General features: G+C 39.3%; 13 protein-coding genes. 3 read left to right on the top strand and 10 right to left on the bottom strand.

The features are described from left to right. Positions 1–122 precede the first annotated feature (122 nt). Together CWC11_RS14430 and CWC11_RS14425 are read right to left on the bottom strand one after the other, a co-directional pair. Positions 123–3,245: an efflux RND transporter permease subunit gene (locus CWC11_RS14430; protein WP_138683266.1), complete on the bottom strand. Its 3,123-nt coding sequence runs from the start codon at positions 3,243–3,245 to the stop codon at positions 123–125. A gap of 12 nt (positions 3,246–3,257) precedes the next feature. Next, entirely contained in the window at positions 3,258–4,433 is a 1,176-nt protein-coding gene (locus tag CWC11_RS14425) for an efflux RND transporter periplasmic adaptor subunit (RefSeq protein WP_138683265.1), read from the bottom strand. Positions 4,434–4,721: 288 nt separating this feature from the next. On the opposite strand from CWC11_RS14425, the gene CWC11_RS14420 reads away from it, so the two are divergent. Beyond that, positions 4,722–7,229: a zinc-dependent metalloprotease gene (locus CWC11_RS14420; RefSeq protein ID WP_138683264.1), complete on the top strand. Its 2,508-nt coding sequence runs from the start codon at positions 4,722–4,724 to the stop codon at positions 7,227–7,229. A 62-nt stretch (positions 7,230–7,291) separates the two neighbouring features. Here CWC11_RS14420 and CWC11_RS14415 read toward each other — a convergent pair whose 3' ends face one another. The 4 genes from CWC11_RS14415 to CWC11_RS14400 form a co-directional block, all read right to left on the bottom strand. Then, positions 7,292–8,080, bottom strand: a complete 789-nt coding sequence (locus CWC11_RS14415) for a PhzF family phenazine biosynthesis protein (protein ID WP_138683263.1) — start codon at positions 8,078–8,080, stop codon at positions 7,292–7,294. 18 nt (positions 8,081–8,098) lie between these two features. Continuing rightward, positions 8,099–8,572, bottom strand: a complete 474-nt coding sequence (locus tag CWC11_RS14410) for a pilin (protein ID WP_138683262.1) — start codon at positions 8,570–8,572, stop codon at positions 8,099–8,101. Then, positions 8,569–9,393 (bottom strand): hypothetical protein, encoded by an 825-nt coding sequence (locus CWC11_RS14405; protein ID WP_138683261.1) that lies wholly within the window; start codon positions 9,391–9,393, stop codon positions 8,569–8,571. The genes CWC11_RS14410 and CWC11_RS14405 overlap by 4 nt, the downstream gene beginning before the upstream one ends. Before the next feature lie 72 nt (positions 9,394–9,465). Next, positions 9,466–10,080 (bottom strand): SemiSWEET family transporter, encoded by a 615-nt coding sequence (locus CWC11_RS14400; protein ID WP_138683260.1) that lies wholly within the window; start codon positions 10,078–10,080, stop codon positions 9,466–9,468. Between the two features lie 288 nt (positions 10,081–10,368). Between CWC11_RS14400 and CWC11_RS14395 the strand changes: the two genes are divergently transcribed. Further along, positions 10,369–11,502, top strand: a complete 1,134-nt coding sequence (locus tag CWC11_RS14395) for a PepSY-associated TM helix domain-containing protein (RefSeq protein WP_138683259.1) — start codon at positions 10,369–10,371, stop codon at positions 11,500–11,502. Between the two features lie 48 nt (positions 11,503–11,550). Next, positions 11,551–12,702 (top strand): tetratricopeptide repeat protein, encoded by a 1,152-nt coding sequence (locus CWC11_RS14390; RefSeq protein ID WP_138683258.1) that lies wholly within the window; start codon positions 11,551–11,553, stop codon positions 12,700–12,702. Positions 12,703–12,750: 48 nt separating this feature from the next. Here the strand turns inward: CWC11_RS14390 and CWC11_RS14385 are convergent, their stop codons facing one another. From CWC11_RS14385 to CWC11_RS14370, 4 genes are all read right to left on the bottom strand, one after another. Further along, positions 12,751–15,567, bottom strand: coding sequence for a PD40 domain-containing protein (locus CWC11_RS14385; protein WP_138683257.1), 2,817 nt, complete (start codon positions 15,565–15,567; stop codon positions 12,751–12,753). Positions 15,568–15,697: 130 nt separating this feature from the next. Further along, positions 15,698–17,245, bottom strand: a complete 1,548-nt coding sequence (locus CWC11_RS14380; RefSeq protein ID WP_138683256.1) for a PH domain-containing protein — start codon at positions 17,243–17,245, stop codon at positions 15,698–15,700. Further along, entirely contained in the window at positions 17,238–17,771 is a 534-nt protein-coding gene (locus tag CWC11_RS14375) for a PH domain-containing protein (protein WP_138683255.1), read from the bottom strand. Before CWC11_RS14375 ends, CWC11_RS14380 begins: the two co-directional genes overlap by 8 nt. A 23-nt stretch (positions 17,772–17,794) precedes the next feature. Beyond that, on the bottom strand, positions 17,795–18,649 hold the full coding sequence (locus tag CWC11_RS14370; protein ID WP_138683254.1) for a D-hexose-6-phosphate mutarotase: 855 nt from the start codon (positions 18,647–18,649) through the stop codon (positions 17,795–17,797). Positions 18,650–18,859: the final 210 nt, after the last annotated feature.

Genomic DNA, 18,859 nt, shown 5'->3' with positions numbered 1-18,859 from the left:
TCGGCAATTGCTCCTGCATTGCTCTACCTTCTGCATCCATGCAGTCGTAAATGAGAATTTTTTAACGCAAGTAGCAACACGTTTAGCCCCGCAAAATGATTAAGTATTATTGCGGATGAGTATTACGCAGCTTTCGCAGAACGCCCTTTAAACGGGCGCTTAAATACCGCACCAATGTCACCTAAAATAATATATAAACATGGCACTAATATTAGTGTTATTAACGTTGCAAACATAACTGCAAAACCTAGCGCTACTGCCATAGGTATTACAAATTTAGCCTGTAAGCTCGTTTCAAACATAATAGGCAATACACCAGCAAAGGTAGTGATTGAGGTAAGTAATATTGCTCTAAAGCGTGCACAACCGGCTTCTATTACCGCATGTTTAACACTAACTCCTTCGCGACGAACTTGGTTTACATAGTCGGTCATTACTAGGGAGTCGTTTATAACAACACCTGCGGCAGCAATTAAGCCAAAGCCCGACATTAAGCTCATATCTAAATCAAACCAAAAGTGACCCCAAATAGCCCCCGTTAAGCTAAATGGAATAACTGACATTACAATAAGCGGCTGCGAGTAGCTTTTAAGCGGTACTGCTAGCAGTATGTAAACTAAAATCATACCACCAATAAAAAACATAACCTGCTCATTTGCTTGAGCTTGCTGCTCTTCAATTGCACCGCCAAGTTCTGATTTAACGCTTGGGTATTCTTCTTTAAGTTGTGGTAGTAAGTTTTCTTTTACCTGCTTAACTACTTCGCCCGGTTCAATTTGCTCTTCATCAATATTGCCATAAACATACACAGTACGATAACCACCTTCACGGCGAATATAACTAATACCTGGCGTTTCGGTCAGCTCTACAACATCACCAAGTAATACTTCTCGCCCCTGTGGGGTGGTCACTACAGTATGTTTAAGCGATGAAAATGCTTCACGAGTTAGTTTAGGGTAGCGTACCATTACACGTACTTCTTCACCGTTTCGAATCACGCGCTGCGCTTCACCACCATAAAAGCTGGCACCTACTTGATTAGCAATACTTGCTAAATCTAAGCCCAGGTCGTAAGCGACCGGTTTTAAGCTCATTTGCACTTCTTTGCTCGCGGGGTCAATTGTTGAGCTTATATCAAACAGTCCTTTTTGCTGTTGCAGTAATTGAATAAAACGACGACCGGCTTCATTTAAAGTCTCTATGTCAGAGCCAAACAGTAAGTAACCAAACTCACCGCCGCCGTTGCCACCGCCGCCACCAACATCATCTTGAATAGTTAACGATTTAATACCGGCAATAGTTGGCATAGCTTCACGCCAGCGACGCGAAAGTTCAAATGCATTATACGGACGTGAATCTTCATCAACTAAAGGCGCAAGTAATTGCGACTCAGTTCTGCCTTGGTTAAATACCAAAACATCACGAATAATTTTTTGACCAAATTCACGCTCAGTTTCTTCATCTACTCTAAGTACCATGGCTTCTATTTCACGAATAGCCGCAATAGTTTGTAAGTCAGAAACGTTATCGTTCATTTCAACTTGTATTTGAGGAAAATCGTGCGGTACTTTAGGCGTAGGTACTGTGCGCACTTTGTTCGAGGTAATAAGCGAAATACTTATTATAAACATAGCAATAAAGGCAAATAAAACCGTCCAGCGCCAATCTACACATTTAGAAATAAAACGTTTATATGGGCCATTTACAAAACCAAAAAAGCGAGTGTTAAAGCGATCGCGCCACCCCCCTTTTTTAATCGGTGAAAAGTGTGTGTGTGCAATGTGAGCCGGTAATATAAGCTTTGACTCTACAAGGCTAAATACTAAACACAGCATAACTACAACAGCTATACCATAGAAAAAGGCACTTTCTGGGCCGCTTGAAAGCGTAAACGGCGCAAACACAGCAATGGTTGTTAATACACCAAACGTTGCAGGAGTTGCTACGCGGTTTGCACCACGTACGACGTTTTCGACACCACCACCGCTTTTTTCCACCTCTGTATAGGCGGCTTCGCCTATTACTATGGCGTCATCCACCACGATACCGAGCACCATAATAAACGCAAATAACGAAATAATATTAATGCTGATACCAAATAATGGCATCATCATCATGGCCCCTAAAAAACAAACGGGTAAGCCAATCATCACCCATAATGCGAGTTTAAAGCGCAAGAATAACGACAGCATAATGGCCACTAAAATTGCACCTTGAAACAAGTTAGCCTTCATCATATCAAGGCGTGCATTTAGGTAATATGTCATGTCCATTAATGGCTCTAACCTAATACCTGGCGGTAGCTGCTTATTTTTTTGATCAATAAATGCCTTAACCGAGTCGGCCACAGGAATTATATTTTGCTCTTGCGTTGCTTTAACCGACATATAAACGGCATTTTCACCGTTAAATTTAAAGTAGCGCTCACCTTCTGTAAATTGGTCTTTAATAATGGCCACATCTTGCAGTAAAACTTTAGCGCCATACTCACCTATTTTTACTGGGATATGTCTAAACTCTTCACCCGAGTAAAATTGGTTCTCTACTCGAACAGAAATAACGCCCGCATCGGTTTTTAATTGCCCTGCCGAAAAGTTAGCTGAGTAGCGACGCACCGCATCCATCACATCACTAAGTGTTAAGTTATATTGGCGCAGCGTATCTGGGTCTATTTCAATAGCTATCTCGTCAAGCGGTACATCGTTTACCACCAAAGATACGTTCGATAACTGTAATAACTCATCTTCTATTTGGTTTGCAATAGGCTTAAGCTCTGTAAGCGGTAAATCGCCAACAAGAGTCATACCTATTACATCTTGCCTAAATTCAACTTGGCTTATGGTGACCGGTTCCATACCCGCCGGAAAAGTCGCAATACCATCTACACGAAGTTTTACTTTATCAAGTACATCGGTAAGCTCAGCATCAGTGTTTATTTCAAGGCTTGCAGTGCCGCCATTTCTAAAAGCGCGGTACACACCTTTTTTAATTTCGGTTATATCTTTAAGTGACTCTTCAATTTTTATAAGAATACTTTCTTCTATTTCTTGAGGAGAGGCACCTGGGTAGTTAGCTTCAACGTTAATATAATTAACTTCTATATTTGGAAACATTTGACGCTGAATAGTGAAGTAGCTAATTAAACCCATAACAATGATAAAAAACATCATTAAGTTTGCAGCAACCGAGTTATTAGCAAAGTAGGCAATGAGTCCTGTTTGTTTTTTTTGTATTGATTCGCTCATGTCTAATACACCTTACAGCTGTTGCGTGTTTGAGGTGCTCAACTCTGAGCTTTCAGGTGTAGCTACACCGGCAATTTTAACCTGCATCCCTTTTTGTGGATATTCAGGCAAGGTAGTAACGAGTTGGTCGTCAGCATTTAAACCGCTGCTGATATAAAAGTATTCACCTTCTTCACGAATAACAGTCACTTTACGTGGCTCAAGCTCTTGGCTTTCGTTTACTACCCATACGGTTTGGTTATTCACTAAAGCTTGCGGTAAGCGGTAAATATTATTAAGCGTAGCCCCTGCAAAATTAACTTGTACGTAGCTGCCAAATTTAATAGCTGGTTGTTTTGTTTTTAAACCATAAGGGTCTTCAATTCGCACAACTAAACTGCTCATGCGCGTAGCGCTATCTACAATTCCTAAGTCGCGGTCTATTACCCCTTCACGCGTAAAGCTATTTAGCCCTTTTTGAATCACTGTAGCGGTAATGCCTTTAATACGCTCTGGTAAAAACACGCTATCGAACCCTGCAATAGGAATAATCACCTCAGCGGTTTCAATATTATTTAATTCAGCAACTTGTGAGCCTACAGTAACAAACTGGCCAACACCTACATTACGGCTAACCACTAAAGCATCGTATGGCGCTGTCACTTCACAATTATCTAAATCGCGTTGCGCACGCTTTAAAGCTGCTTGCGCCGATTTAACGGCAGCTTGAGCACTTAACACTTGCGGCTTACGTAAAAATAAATCGGTACGCGCTTTACTAGGAAAACGCTTTGCTTCATCCTCGGCTACCTGTGCCTGAGCCTGCTCTTCAATAAGTGCAGCCTGTGCTCGAGCAACATCAGCCTCAGCAACAAGTACTGCAGCTTCATAGTTATCTTTTTCGATAGTGAATAATGTTTCACCACGAGCAACCACGCCACCGGCAACAAAGTTAGGGTGCCAGCTTAATACTTCACCCGACACTTGCGCCGAAAGCTGTGTATTTTCTAGCGGCTTTATCTCACCATAGCTATTTATCATTACTTGGTGATCGTTTGCTGCTACAGGCTCAACTTGCACCGTAGGACGCGTATCTACCGCCTTCTTTTGCTCCGGTTCTTGCGCTATAGCATTAACACCCATAAAGCCAACAATACCTATGGCCAGCGCTACAAATGGGAAAACCCATCTAAGTGAATTTGTTTGCATATCCTAATTACCCCAAATTTCTATTAACGCCATAATAACAGAGCTAGATAAAACATTAATGTGACATTTGTAAGCAACTGTTACAAATGTACAGAAATCTTAAGTATCTATATTTAATGAAAATAAAAACCTGCAGCTCATCTCATTCATTATATTTTGTTACAAACTTTTACCATTTAAAATCAACTGGTTGAAAAATTAAGCTACTATTTCATCGAGAAGCTGTGCGAAACAAAATTAATTTCCGTACAGTCCAATTAAATTAGCAACTCCAAAAAGACTACAACAATGAAACTAACATCACTTACTTTAGCGCTTAGTATCGCGCTCAGCGGCCAAGCAATTGCTGCCGACAAAAAAGAAGATAAAAAGCCAAAAACACTGAGCGAAATGGTTAAAGATCAAACTGAATTTGCAGGTGTTTTTAACCTTTATCAAGACGAAAAAACGGGCGAGCATTTAATGGTAATTAATGACTCTCAACTTGATACTCCGTTTGTTTACTTTGCGCATACCGTAGATGGTGTGACAGATGCAGGCCATTTTCGTGGTTCATATCGCGAAACCAAGCTTATTGAATTTAGAAAATACTTTGATCGAATTGATATAATTAGCAAAACTCCACGCTATAAATTTGATGAAAGTAGCGCTATTTCAAAAGCAAGTGATGCCAACATAAGCGAAGCCGTACTTGCCAGCATTAAAATAGAAAAAGAAGAAGAAGGTAAAATAGCCTTTAAAGTAAATAAGCTATTCTTAAGCGAAGCACTTCATAAAGTATCACCAACGCCAAACCCAGCAGACAAAAAAGCTAAAAAGCGCTTTAAAGTAGGTAAGTTAGACGATAAAAAATCACGCATAATTAAGCAGCGTCCTTACCCTAATAACTTAGATGTGGTTGTTGATTACGTATTTACGAATGCAAGCCCGACGGTTCGTGGTACAAGCGCAGTAAGCGATCCACGTAGTGTCTCGGTAAAGGTGCAACACTCATTTGTAGCGTTACCTAAAAATAACTACCAACCACGTATGGACGATGCACGCATTGGCTATTTTACTAATCAATTTGATAAAATGACCTCTACTGATTGGGCTCCTTATCAAGATGTAATTAAGCGCTGGGACTTGCAAAAGAAAGACCCAAGTGCAGCCCTTTCAGAGCCTGTAAAACCAATTACTTGGTGGATAGAAAACACCACACCTATTGAGTGGCGCGACACCGTACGCGATGCGGTATTAACCTGGAATACGTCGTTTGAAAAAGCTGGCTTTAAAAATGCTCTAGAAGTAAAAGTACAACCAGACGATGCAGATTGGGATGCAGGCGATATTAATTACAACGTACTACGCTGGACCTCATCACCTAAACCACCATTTGGCGGATACGGCCCAGCACTTGCTAACCCATTAACTGGCGAAATACTTGGCTCAGACATTATGCTTGAGTTTGTATTTATGAAAAACCGTTGGATTTACGACACCCTGTATACGCAAGGTACAATGAGTCACGCTGAGCACCTACATACAGGTGAGTTAAATTGCTCACTAGGGCATGAAATTCAGCAAAACCTGATGTTCGCTAAAGGCTTGGCAACGGATACAAATATTGAAGACAATGAAATGCTTCGCCAAGGTTTAACGCAATTAGTACTTCATGAAGTAGGTCATACTTTAGGCCTTAACCACAACATGAAATCATCAATTTTGTGGGATGAAAAAGAAGTACACGATAAAAACAAAACCCAAGGCATAGTGACTGGCTCTGTCATGGATTATGCACCCGCAAACATTGCCCCAATAGGTGTGCAGCAAGGTGATATTTTTCAAACAAAACCTGGTCCGTACGACGATTGGGCAATAAATTATGGCTACAGCGTAGCACTTACCGATGAAGCCGCTGAGCAAGCTCGACTTGACAAGATTCTGGCTCGTTCAAGCGAACACGCCCTTGCCTTTGGTAACGATGCCGACGACATGCGCGCACCGGGTCGCCATATAGATCCACGCGTAATGATTGGTGATTTATCATCAAACCCAGCGGCATATGGCGCGGATCGAATGGCGTTAATTAATAAATTATTTACGAAGTTAAAAGATAAAGCCACAGTAAAAGGCGAGTCTTACCAACAACTAGTTACCTCTGCAAATAGCTTATTTGGCCAGTACCGTACGCAAGCTGGCATTGTTTCTCGCCAAATTGGTGGGGTATATGTTGAACGTGCAGTAGTAGGTGACGTAAACGCAGATAAACCATTTACTCCTGTATCGCTCGAGCGCCAAACACAAGCAATGGACATATTAGCAAAATTTGTATTTGCGCCAGATGTTCTTAAAAGTATGCAGCCTTTGTATAACTACCTTCAACTTCAGCGCCGAGGCTTTAGCCATTATGGTAAAAACGAAGATCCTAAAGCGCATAAAATGATTTTAGGTATGCAAAAAACAGTGCTAGCACAGTTGCTTCACCCTGCCGTTTTACTGCGCATTTCCGACACAGCTCTCTACGGTAACGAATATAGCTTGAGCCAATTTATGGAAGATTTAACCGCCAGTATTTTTGTTAAAAGTGAAGAGGCAAATTCAATTAGTCATAACTTACAAATTGAATATGTAAATCAGCTAATTGCTATAGCAGGTCTAAGTAAAGCCAGCAAATACGATAACCTAGCTAAAACCGCGGCGCTATATCAGTTAACTCAAATAGCTGATACCAGTATTGGTTGGGGAGCAGATACTGCGACCAAAGCGCATAAAAAATATATTGATCGCTTAATTACCAAAGCACTAGAAGCCTAAGTAAATTGAATAATTGAATAATTGAGTAAACAAAGGCCACATACTGTGTGGCCTTTTTATTGCTAAATATAAATAGTGCCTTTTAAATACCTAACAGCATGGCCTGTTAATGTAACGGTAGATTCACCCACCTCACATTGTATAAAACCACCTCGGCTTGAGGCCTGATATGCATTTAATTTATTTTTACCTAATTGCTGCGCCCAATAAGGAGCAAGCCCGGTATGAATAGACCCAGTTACAAAATCTTCCTCTCCACCACTGGCTGGCCAAAAATAGCGAGAGACAATGTCGTATTCAGCAGAGCTTGCACTAACAACAACATCAAATGGATGTAACGTTTTTAAAAGCGCTGAGTTGGTAGTTAGTTCATGTATTTGCTGGGCATTGTCATAGATAGCAAAGTAAGCCTGACGATTTTTAAATACCTGCACTGGTTGTATAGACAAGCCTTTTAATAGTGCATCAGGTATATCTTCAACCTTTGTGGGTGCTTGCTTAGGAAAGGTCATAGCAAAACTACCATCGCTTTTTTTATTAACAATAAGCTCCCCAACGGCTTCGGCAGTAAAGCGCACTTGCGATATATTATGCTCTTCACATAAAACATACGCAGCCGCTAAAGTTGCATGCCCACAAAAGTCTATTTCCATCAAAGGCGAAAACCAACGAATTGCATAACTACCATCGGCTTGCAGGCAGGTAAAGGCTGTTTCGGACACGTTGTTTTCAGCGCCAATATTAAGCATTAACTCATCGTTTAACCACGACTCAAGCGGGATCACCGCGGCATAATTGCCTTTAAATAATGAACTTGTAAATGCATCAATTTGATGAATAGTTAATTTCATTTCAATCCCCTGCTTACTTTATATACATGCTGAAGGTAAAATTTCTTTTGGTACTGTTGTTTTATTTTCGCCAACCACTTGCATACCGTTTACCGGTTCATCAAACCCACATAACCACGCAATTGGGCTTGTAGGACTTCCAGTTACAACTGCCGGTCTAAAGGTTAAAACTGTATTTTGCAGAGGCTGTGAAGCTTTATTACCTAAGCTAATATGAATAGCGCCGTTATCTACTGTAATGGCCGTTACTCTATTACCAATTAGAAATTTACTTGCTGGTACACCCGCTTGTTCATTACTTGCTGGAAAGCGCCTGTTTTCAAGATAATAAACCGTAACGTCTTCTCGAATTACTGCAGCCATAGCAAGTGGGTCAACAAGTTCTGCTCGTTGCATATACTTACTATATTGAGGTAGCGCAACCGCAGCTAAAATCCCAATGATAGACACCACTATCATCAACTCTATTAACGTAAATCCTTTTGTTTTCATAACGCTTCTCCTAGCATAAATATTGGTTGATAAGCCGCTCTAACAAATAAGTAAATAGATACTACAATCACTAATCCATAAAGAATAACTAGCTTATTTATAAAACTTTTAACCCGCGAATTAAACTGTTTGAACTGCTGCTCTAATAACACTTTAAATTCTTTATCGGTTTCATAGCCTAACGAATCACATTTAGCCAAATGTTTAGTCTCTGGTGAGAAGGTTTTCTCGTGCGCTTTAAAATTAAGAGCAAAGCTCAACGTCGCAACTAAAAAACTGTATTGGTTAACCAGCTTACTTGGTATTAAAACTTTAAATAAACCTGAGAAAGGCTGTGCTTCAATTAAAGTACATGCATTTTTAAGCTTTAAGGTAACTGTAAAAATAATGCTTTGCAGGAAGAGTAATAAAATAATTGGCACATACCAGTAAGAGAAGTAATCATCAAAGGTATGTTCTGAGGAGATCGAATGATTGCTATATATTTCTACGAATGTAGGTACAACAAAAAACTGATATAAAAATGAAGAGAAAACATAAATAACAAAAACAATAGTTAAGTAGCTAAACAAACCTTTTTGCTCAAGCTTAAATTCATTAATTAGCTGAGGCAAACATTGGTAATGTACCGCTTGTTTTTGCAAAGTAGCTTCATCTTGAAGTGCAAATTTTGCTGCAAGGTCATTAGCTAATTTACTATCTGCACGCTCATTAGCGTAAACAGCTAAATGCGGTTGTGCAGTTAGCTCTGCTTTTTGTGAAGCGCTTAAGGTTTTTGAGCTATAAACACGGCAAATATAGCCAAACTGATTCCAATTCATACTTTATCCTTTTATCTGATAAAGTAACTTGCCATATATTTAGTTAAATAGGAACATTAAAGCGCTTGTTTTTTAAGCCATTACTGGGCGAATTTTATAATACTGCATACATGCAAATTGCACAGCATTGGTGAGCAATAGCATAATAAACATTAATACATGTGAAGTACTTGGCACAGCCATTGAAAGCTCAACTGTTAGGCCGCAAATTCCAGCTATAAACTGCAAGCTAAAATAACGCGCACTCAAATTACTAATATTACCGCTGCGAAGAGTTTTATAAGTTTGTGGCATTACACGTACTGAACTCATGACCAAGCCTACATACGTTAAACCATTTAGAACTGCTGCTGTGTCTAAATTAGGATTAAGCAGTAATGCAAAAGGCAGCAATGAAAAAGAAAGCATTGCGAATAGCTGCATTCGCTCTGTTTTTTTTGCGTTATAACGTGCGAAAAAATATAAAATTAAGCTACTCAGCGCTCCCGTCACAAAAAATGGCAGTGCTATATAAAAGCGCTCAAAATAAATATTGTACGTTATAAAGTAAAGGCTTTGCGCTAAACCAAAGGTCATCATTAGTAGTGATAAGCCAGACACACTACGGTTTTTTCTTATTTTATTTAATAGCGGTAAAAAGCTAAAAACCAAAATGAATGAAGACAAGATAGGCAAATAATGCGCCAAAACACACCTCTTTCGTTACATAACTGTTAATAAAACGCCAAATAAAAACATATAATAAACAACTGTTTTTAATAGGGTTTTAATGTGAGCGCGGCATTGTAATGATGAATAAAATTTACTCAACTAATTAGCGTGTTTTTATATTTGGTACTGGCAACTTGAGCATACAAAAAGCGTTGCTTTAAGTTAACAGTTATATGGTTTTGAGGGATCAAACGCATAACTATGAAATAAAACTGATAATTGTTATCATGCGCAAGTCATTAACAATTTATTACTATAGCGACTATGAGAAAAACACTATTTAAGATTCACAGCTGGGTTGCACTTGTAGCGCTCATTCCACTAATTGTAATTAGTATTACAGGTAGCGTTTTAGTATTTAAAAGTGAAATAGACGGCTTGCTAATGCCCAATAGTCACTTTGTTGTTAAAGAACAAGCCCAGCGCTTGCCAATTGATACACTCATAGAAAAAACGCAAACAACTTACCCTGAGTATGTTGTTGGCAGCTGGGAAATTTTTAACGATGATACCGCTGATCGGGTTTATTTAATAAAGCGCGGCACAGAAGATTGGTATAAATTTCATTTAGATCAATATACTGGAAACATCCTTTCTGAGCCTGTGGGCACAAGCCATTATTTTACCGACTGGTTTTTAGACTTACACTATACTTTTTTACTTAATGACTTAAAAAGCTTACCAGGGCAGACTGGCACCGTTTTAGGCTTCTTTTTTGCCGTGTTTTTCTTGGTACTAGGTATTACCGGCCTTATTATTTATCGTAAGTTTTGGCAGCGTTTATTTAGCGTGCGCTGGCGTGCAACTCTGCAAATAGTACTTAGCGACATTCATAAAATGACAGGCGTGATTGGCTCACCCATTATTATTATTTTAGCCATAACAGGTGGCTACTTTAATGGTGCGGTGTGGTACCACGAAGTAATAGAGCACGCTGAAGAAGAGCATTTTACGCTAACCAAAAACTTATACAGCGAAGAGGTTTCTTTTCAACATGTGCTTGATGACAGCCAAAAACAAATCCCTACTTTTAACGGTACTTTTTTAGTAATGCCCCTTGAGCCTGACGAAAACATAACGTTATTTGGTGAAGTAGATACCAGTAATCCGCTTGCGAGTGAATATGCCAATACGGTTACCTACAACAAGCTAACGGGTGAGCATATGGCTAACTGGGACATTCGTGAAGTGGGTGTGGGCTGGCAAGTAATTGATAGCTTTAGAAAGCTTCACTTTGGTTACTTTGCAGGTTTAATTAGTAAAATACTGTGGTGTGTTATTGGTTTAAGCCCAGTGTGGCTTGGTGGTACAGGTTTTTACTTGTGGTTCACCCGCCGTAAACGTAAAAAACAGTCACAAAAAAATCGTTTAAAAAAGCATAGCGCTATAAATGCTTGATTAAAAAGTCACCTCAATGTAGTGTAAAAACTCACATTGAGGTGACCTATGAAGTCTTTAATTTTAGTTTTATTATTTAGTTTTCTTTTAACTGCATGCAAAAATACACCAACTAACACTTCCCCAAATAAAACTCTATTAACGAGTGTAATAAATCATTCCCTTTTTAAACGTGTAAATACACTCAATGAGCAAAGTATTTTTGAGCTCCCCCAAGCTGAAAAAGAAAAGTTTATGGCTTACGCAAATGAAAAATTAGTTGATACACGAGCTGATCGCGTTATTTTTAATTATCTACAAAACCAGCTAACTAACTTTAAGTATCACGGCGATACACTTACTTCAAAGCAAACTATTGAGCTATCTCAAGGTAATTGCATTAGCCTAGCAGTGCTTACACAAAGCTATGCCCAACTTTTAAACCTTGAAACAAGCTTTCAAGAAATGACTAGCGCACCTGTATACGCAAAAGAAAATAATATTATATACATTGCCAACCATTTCAGAACAAAAGTTTACGCCCCAGAGCAGGAAAAAGACGATGATCTTATTGTGTTTATTCGCCCAGGAACATTAATAGATTACTTCCCAACGAGAGGCAGCATTTACTCAGGCAGTGCTACCTATAACGATTTACTCTCTAAGTTTTATAGTAATTTAGCTGCCAAGGCATTAGCTAAAAAACAACTTAATATAGCTTATTCTCTTATTTTAAAAGCTAACACGTTTACGCCTAACGACCCTGAGTTATTTAATATAGCTGGAGTATTACATCGTCGTGCGGAAGATTTGCAAAGTGCAAAAGTAATTTATCAAACAGCCCTTGATAATAATGAAATAAGCGTAAACTTAATCCATAACTACCGAGCCTTAGCAAAGGACCTTGATGATAAAACGCTTGAAGGACAACTGACAAGCCATTTAATTAATAAAGAAAAAGACCCTTACGAATTGCTCGTTATTGCGCAAAACGACCTACAAGATGGAAAAATAACTCAAGCTAAAAATCACCTTGAGTTAGCAATTGCAAAAGCACCATACATATCTGAGCTTTACCTTGAACTTGCTAAAATTCGCTATCAGCAAGGTAAAACAAAGCAAACACAAGCCTTGCTTGAAAAAGCCATGCAGCACGAGCGTGATAATAAAAAGCTAAATGTATATCAAGCAAAATTAGCATCACTTAACACACAAAAATAACAATGTTATTTCTGTGTGTTTTAAACGCCTTTAGTTGAATTTTACTTTTTAAAGTGAATAATAAAAGCTTAACCACGCTCGCATTTCATCTTCAAAACTGTCGCCTTCTACTCGCGATAGTCCCATATTAAACGTTAAATCGTTTACACCAGCAGGCCCCATTCCAAAACTAAAGTCACCTTGGTATTTTAAGCCGTAGCTTTGTGCGTATACGGTGTCGTCGAGTTGATGTTGCTTATAATAAAGCCACGGCATACCTTCTTTTAAGCTAAACCCACCACCATAACCTTGATAACGCTCTGCGGTTGCACTGTAAAAAGGCAGCTCCGATGAAAGTACATATTCACTATTTTGCTGCTGATTAATAAGATTTGAGCTAAAGCCACCTAATGCAAGGCTGCTGTCATCACGCTGTTTTTGATCAAAGTTTGTATAAAGAGGAATACCAAACACTTTACCAAAAATTTTGGCGGCTAAATCGTAACCTTGCCAACTATTGCTCTTACTACTGCCATCGTACCAACTGGCATAAATACTTTGGCCTATTGCAAAGTCTTGACGATCATATTGCCAATTTTGAGCAACGCCTATACGCATCCAATTTTTATGGCTTTGCTTATAATCAGTGTAATTGTAGGCAAGCCCTGGCGTTAAATTTAACTGGCCAAATTTAAGTGGGTAGCTTATTGCAGCAAAACCGCCACGGGCATCCATGTCTGCATTTAGACTTTGCTGATACTGGCGCGATGTATTCAAATTATAGTCAAACAGCGCAAGTTTCAGTTTTACATCAAGCGCATTATATTTTGCCTGCACATAACCACCGTGCAGTGCTCCATCATGTAAATCAGTGCTATATCCTGCTTGCAAGTCGAGCTGCTTTAATAAGTCGCTACTTTTAATGCTTAAATCTAACAAACTGGTAGAAGCCGAATAATACTGAGAGCCAACCGCAAAGGTAGCGTGCTGGTCGAGTACGTTGTAATTTGTTTGCTCTGTTGTTTCGTGCGTATATATTTTAGCTTTTGGAAGTGTATGTTCGTTTACTATTAGCAGCGGTGCTTTTTTGTTAGCTGCGAACTCAGTAACTACTGTTCTTTTTATAGCTTTTGGCAGTGTTTTTACATTTGGCCCATCTGCGGTTATCGAAAAATAGAGTAACGAGCCATCGGCCATTTCAATTGGGTAGGCGACTGCCTCTTGCCCTTGGGTTAACCTGGTGAGTGTTTTACTCTCTATGTTGTAGTTATAAATATCGGTGGCGCTATTTAAACCTGCAACAAAGTAAAGTGACTCGCCATTATGGCTAAAGCTTGGCTGACTTAAATATTGATACCCGTTTGGCATAGGCACTGTTTGTATAAGGCCACTGCGAACATCTTGTATATACAACTGCCAATTTTCATTTAAAGACGTTGATAAGTAAGCTAACTTTGCTTCATTGTGGCTAAGGATCGGATAGTCGTACGCTGTTTTTAAACTTTTTGTAAATAATGGCGTGATCGACTCCGTGTTTAAATCTACTTTTACGAGTTCTGAGTAGCCATTTCTTATTTGCTCACCATAGAGCGTTTCGCCATTACCTGATACTGTAAATCGACGAATACCAGCAAGCTTAGTAAGCTGCTCTATATTTCCCGTTTCAGTGTTATAGCTAAATATGTCTGACACTTTGTTATAAATACCCGACTCTTCATTGCTGTACGCATTAAAATATAACGTTGTGCTATTTACCCATTGCGGGTTTGCAATACCGGCTCGGTTTATTTGATTAAGCACTTGTTTTTTCTCGCGCTTAAACACACTTGGCGCTGTATCGGGAATATCTTGAGAGTCATTTTCTAATAGCTCTTTTTGCGCTTTAGTAAACTCTTCTTGCGCTTTAATGTTGTCATCAGTGCTATAAATTATAAGCTTGGTATTACTCTTTTTATCTCGCTCAACAATCGCAATTTTACTACCATCTTTTGAAAGTGCTGGGTTACTCGCATATAAGTTAAGCTCAAGCCAAAGTTCACTATTAAGTAACGGCTCCCCTTGCTCTATTTGCATTGCTTTATAGGTATATTCAGCTATAAATCGTCGATATAGCTTGGCTGCACTTTGCCCAAACACACCGCTAAATGCCTCATCAAAATCACGCGTTTTTACGCCTTGCATTCTCGTCCAAACACTATCGAGTGTTTGCTCTGAATAGTTTTGCTCTAGCCAATTCAAAAAGCGGCTACCCATTAAGTAAGCCATTGAGCCGCCCATAAAGCCCTGCTCGCCATTTAATTGCCCATATGTAGGCAAAGCACCTTGCTGAGCAAATTCTCGCAGTATTGACTCAGAGTAGTTATCAAACAGGCGCCCACGTCCCGTCATTTTAGATTCAATTAGAGTGGCATAGCCTTCAGCAACCCATCGTGGTGTATTACTATAGGTTAAATCGTATAAATCCCATATACCGCGCATTTTTTGCTGCCAGTCATTACGTGTAGGCTGCGCTAAGTGTACTAAGTGAATATATTCATGCAGTACAAGTAGCTGCTGCCAACCTGTACTATTTGATATAACCGTATCCGATTGCGGTGGGGTTGTAAAAAGTGCCATTACAGGGTTATTTGAGGTAGGTAACGCAAAGCCATTAGCTGCATTTAGGGGATCAAACACTACTACATCAACTGTTTTATCAAGTGCTCGGTTTTGCTGCTCAAGCACTTTGGTGCGTACTATTTCAAGCTCTGCTGCAGTTGATTTAGCAAATTCAGCATGATCAACACTGTAGTGAATATTAAAATGTTCAGTATGAATAGTTTGCCAATCGGCTGCAAAGCTTGGTGCTGCTAGTAATAAAGCCGATGCGATAAGTGTTTTTTTCATGAGCATCCCTAAAATAATTCCTTAATACTATCTAGGGTATTATTAAATGTCTTTCAGGGGCAGTAAGAAAGTGTAATAAAGCATGTGCAAATGTGTGTTTACACATGTCTTATTACTTATATAGGAGAGATTACATCCAGCTGCGTGTATCTGACTCAATCTGCTTAATTGTAAAATCGATAATAAAGTCAGCATCTTGCTGCTTTATGTAAGGCATAAATACAAAGCCTGAAGCAAGTTGTATATACAGGCTTTTTAAGCCTGATTTGCGCATTAAGTACGTACTTATACTGCGAGCGCTTTGCGCTTTATAAAGCTCAAAAATACGATAATGCACGCCAACCATACCTTTGCGTACAACCATGTAAAATCGACCATTATCCTCATGCATGTAATAACCATAACGCTGATACGATAAGGTTACCAAGCCAGAGAACACCACCAAAACACCAAGGCTAATCAAAGTGTTAATATCGGCAATAAAACAAAACCCAAACACTAAAGCACTGGGTAACAGTGAATAAAAGCCTAAATTTTTATACAAAAGCGCTCGCTCTGCGCGCTTAAAGACGAGTTTTTTACTGTTAAACCACGGGTAAATCCATTGGCATACGCTATCTACTTGCTCGCTATTTAATACTGGCAACACTAAGGTTTGTTTATTCTTTTTAGCCGCTACTCCTGCCACAATGCCCCCGCTACTTGCTTGCAAGCACTCAACAGTAAATCGCTTTAGTACCCGCCCCATTAGGTTTTGCTTTATAACAATAGATTGCACCTTATCCATGCTCATAGAAAGCTGATGGCGCTCTAACAAGCCAGCAATACGTTTAAATTTTTGGCCCTTAAAATAAAGCTCAAAGTTATAAAAACGAATAAGCGACATAGTCACAGAGAGCAAAACGGCCATTAAAACAAGCATTACAATAAGGGTAACCATCGCGAAGGTTGCTGCGTTTGCCAACATACCAAGCTCTTGCTGATAAAACCCCTCAACCTTAGATATTATTTTTTTCTCTAAAAAATCAACCAGTACATTAATAAATGGTGCAAGTGCAGCAATTGCTAAAATAGCCATGTTCGACATTAAACCAAACTTGGCTATTTCCTTATTGCTAATACGCAGGCTATTTTCAGCTAAGTCCGCTTCGCTTTGCTCTTCGTGTTCGTCGTCGGTTTGCTGCTGCGCCTTAAATGCAAAAATCTGCTTACGCATTTGCTCTGCATAGCTTTTAGTGACCCCAGGTAACACTGCTTCTTGAGCAACGCTACCTGCGGCATCAAAAATACAGTTAACTAAATTCACCGGGGTAAAATAAAAAGGCTCGGCAATATTTACGTTTTGTACTCGTGAAAACTTAAGGGTAAGTCGCTCTTTTTTAAATACCCCTTTATTTAGCAGTATTTCGTGATCGTCACTAATACAAAACTTAAAGTTTAAATAATATAAAAATGAGTAAACAAGCAGTGTAATAAGTGCCGCACCACCGGCTACTTGCGCCCAAAACAATTTATTTTCTACCTGAGTTACAAACACCACAAGCATAGGCAGCAAGTTTAAAAGGCCGTCTTTTACAAAACGAACACTAAAATACACCACAAAGTATAATAGTGCCCAAGGCGATACCTTTTGCCAGTGCAGAGAGCTCTTTTGCTCCTCGCTAATTGTGTTACTCATCAACACTCTCGGTTTGAGGGTTTGTTTCATCTTGGCGGTAGTTTTGCACAAATTGGCGCATATTTTTACAATCACTATGCGTTAAGCCACCTATTTGTAAATCGGCACTTACGCCTCCAGCGCTAAACAATTTTAAACTCGCAAGGTCAAGCTTTCGCTCTATAGGCCCTTGATGAATTTCCATGTGCTGCACACGCGCTAACGGCAAAATAGTCACTTGCTGCCATATAACCCCTTTTTTAAAAGCTATGTCATGCTCCCGAACAGCAAAACCTTGCAGCCTTACATTAACTATGTTGTACAACATAGATACTGCGACCAAAATTGGCATTCCAATTAATAAATACGTTTGCGCATTGTTAGCAAACGTTTCGTTAAAATAACAAAGAGCTATCAGCACCCCAATTAGCGGAATGTAAAACGCAAGCCAATTAAGTTGCTTATGTAGCAAAGCCCTATCAGCTAAGGGCTTAAAGTTAATGGCGCTATGCGCTGGTAAATCCATTATTTGTTGATTGTTAAACACAGTCGCTTCCTATCGAATTCAGATTAATCAGCCCAGCTAATGGTCGTTACTAATGTATGACTTTGTTTTGGCTCAAGTGTTACTTCATCTGCGAGTACATTCGCAGCTTCTAGGCAGAGCATTGTTAAATACTCATCATCGGCAAAATTAGATAACCGTTTTGATTTTTCTATCCACGGGTTCCACAGCACACACGAACTTGAATTTTCTCGGCTCACATTAATAACACCTTCTGGAGTGTGTATATTTTGAGAGCTACCCGCCTCGGTGTAAACCATGTCGGTTTCGCGCGCAAAGTTAACTTGCTCACCTTGAGCAAAAGGTCCTTCGCCAAACTCAATATATTGCGAGCCTTGTAAACCATCAACAAACGTACTTTTAATATCTGAGGTAGGGAAGTAGGTATGCAGCGCTTGAGTATAACTAAACGCAGCATTACTTAAATTAGTTGTAGTTAAACGCACTTGCAGTTTATCCGTTAAAACAAACTCAACGGTTAACGCCGATTGATGCGGCCAATACGCCGTGTTTACCAATTTCATTGGTAACTTTAAGCTTATAGTAATTTGCTCATCATCTTCATGTACTTCGTCGGCTTGCCATAAACTCGTACGAGCGATGCCATGAGCAGGCCAACCATCATTTTTATGTGTACCAAACCAAGGCCAACAAATAGGAATACCGCCTCGAATGCTTGCGCCTTCTTGGTATGTTTCGTTTTTGGACACCCAAATAAGTGGTTTTTTATTTTTAGGGATAAACTCGGTAATTTGCCCACCTTGCAAAAATATCTTTGCATCACACTTTGAGCCAGCTACTTTAATAAATTCAAGGCCTGTATTGCTTTGTTCAATGCTAACCGATGGCGATAATTTCATATTGTTCCCTATAATGCTGATACTAAAGATTTTTACATGTACATATAAACAATAATGCATACTTAAAGTATACGCTATACGTATTAAATACGGGTTGCTGAATTTGTTCATTGCCGATTAATACATACACAGTTAACTTACAAACAATTACTTTGTACTAACAGCTGTGAATGAATAATACTAAAGTCTATGTAATAAGACTTGCCAATT

Origin of the sequence: Pseudoalteromonas sp. S3178 (genome assembly GCF_005886985.1) — a bacterium.
In the GTDB taxonomy this organism is placed as follows: Bacteria; Pseudomonadota; Gammaproteobacteria; order Enterobacterales; family Alteromonadaceae; genus Pseudoalteromonas; species Pseudoalteromonas carrageenovora.
The sequence above is the reverse complement of the archived record's forward strand: the minus strand, read 5'-3'. Positions and strand labels throughout refer to the sequence as shown.

Bases quoted from the DNA above. Each gene is read 5' to 3' on its own strand.
- CWC11_RS14430 (WP_138683266.1), bottom strand. From the start codon at position 3,245: ATGAGCGAATCAATACAAAAAAAACAAACAGGACTCATTGCCTACTTT.
- CWC11_RS14425 (WP_138683265.1), bottom strand. From the start codon at position 4,433: ATGCAAACAAATTCACTTAGATGGGTTTTCCCATTTGTAGCGCTGGCC.
- CWC11_RS14420 (WP_138683264.1), top strand. From the start codon at position 4,722: ATGAAACTAACATCACTTACTTTAGCGCTTAGTATCGCGCTCAGCGGC.
- CWC11_RS14415 (WP_138683263.1), bottom strand. From the start codon at position 8,080: ATGAAATTAACTATTCATCAAATTGATGCATTTACAAGTTCATTATTT.
- CWC11_RS14410 (WP_138683262.1), bottom strand. From the start codon at position 8,572: ATGAAAACAAAAGGATTTACGTTAATAGAGTTGATGATAGTGGTGTCT.
- CWC11_RS14405 (WP_138683261.1), bottom strand. From the start codon at position 9,393: ATGAATTGGAATCAGTTTGGCTATATTTGCCGTGTTTATAGCTCAAAA.
- CWC11_RS14395 (WP_138683259.1), top strand. From the start codon at position 10,369: ATGAGAAAAACACTATTTAAGATTCACAGCTGGGTTGCACTTGTAGCG.
- CWC11_RS14390 (WP_138683258.1), top strand. From the start codon at position 11,551: ATGAAGTCTTTAATTTTAGTTTTATTATTTAGTTTTCTTTTAACTGCA.
- CWC11_RS14385 (WP_138683257.1), bottom strand. From the start codon at position 15,567: ATGAAAAAAACACTTATCGCATCGGCTTTATTACTAGCAGCACCAAGC.
- CWC11_RS14380 (WP_138683256.1), bottom strand. From the start codon at position 17,245: ATGAGTAACACAATTAGCGAGGAGCAAAAGAGCTCTCTGCACTGGCAA.
- CWC11_RS14370 (WP_138683254.1), bottom strand. From the start codon at position 18,649: ATGAAATTATCGCCATCGGTTAGCATTGAACAAAGCAATACAGGCCTT.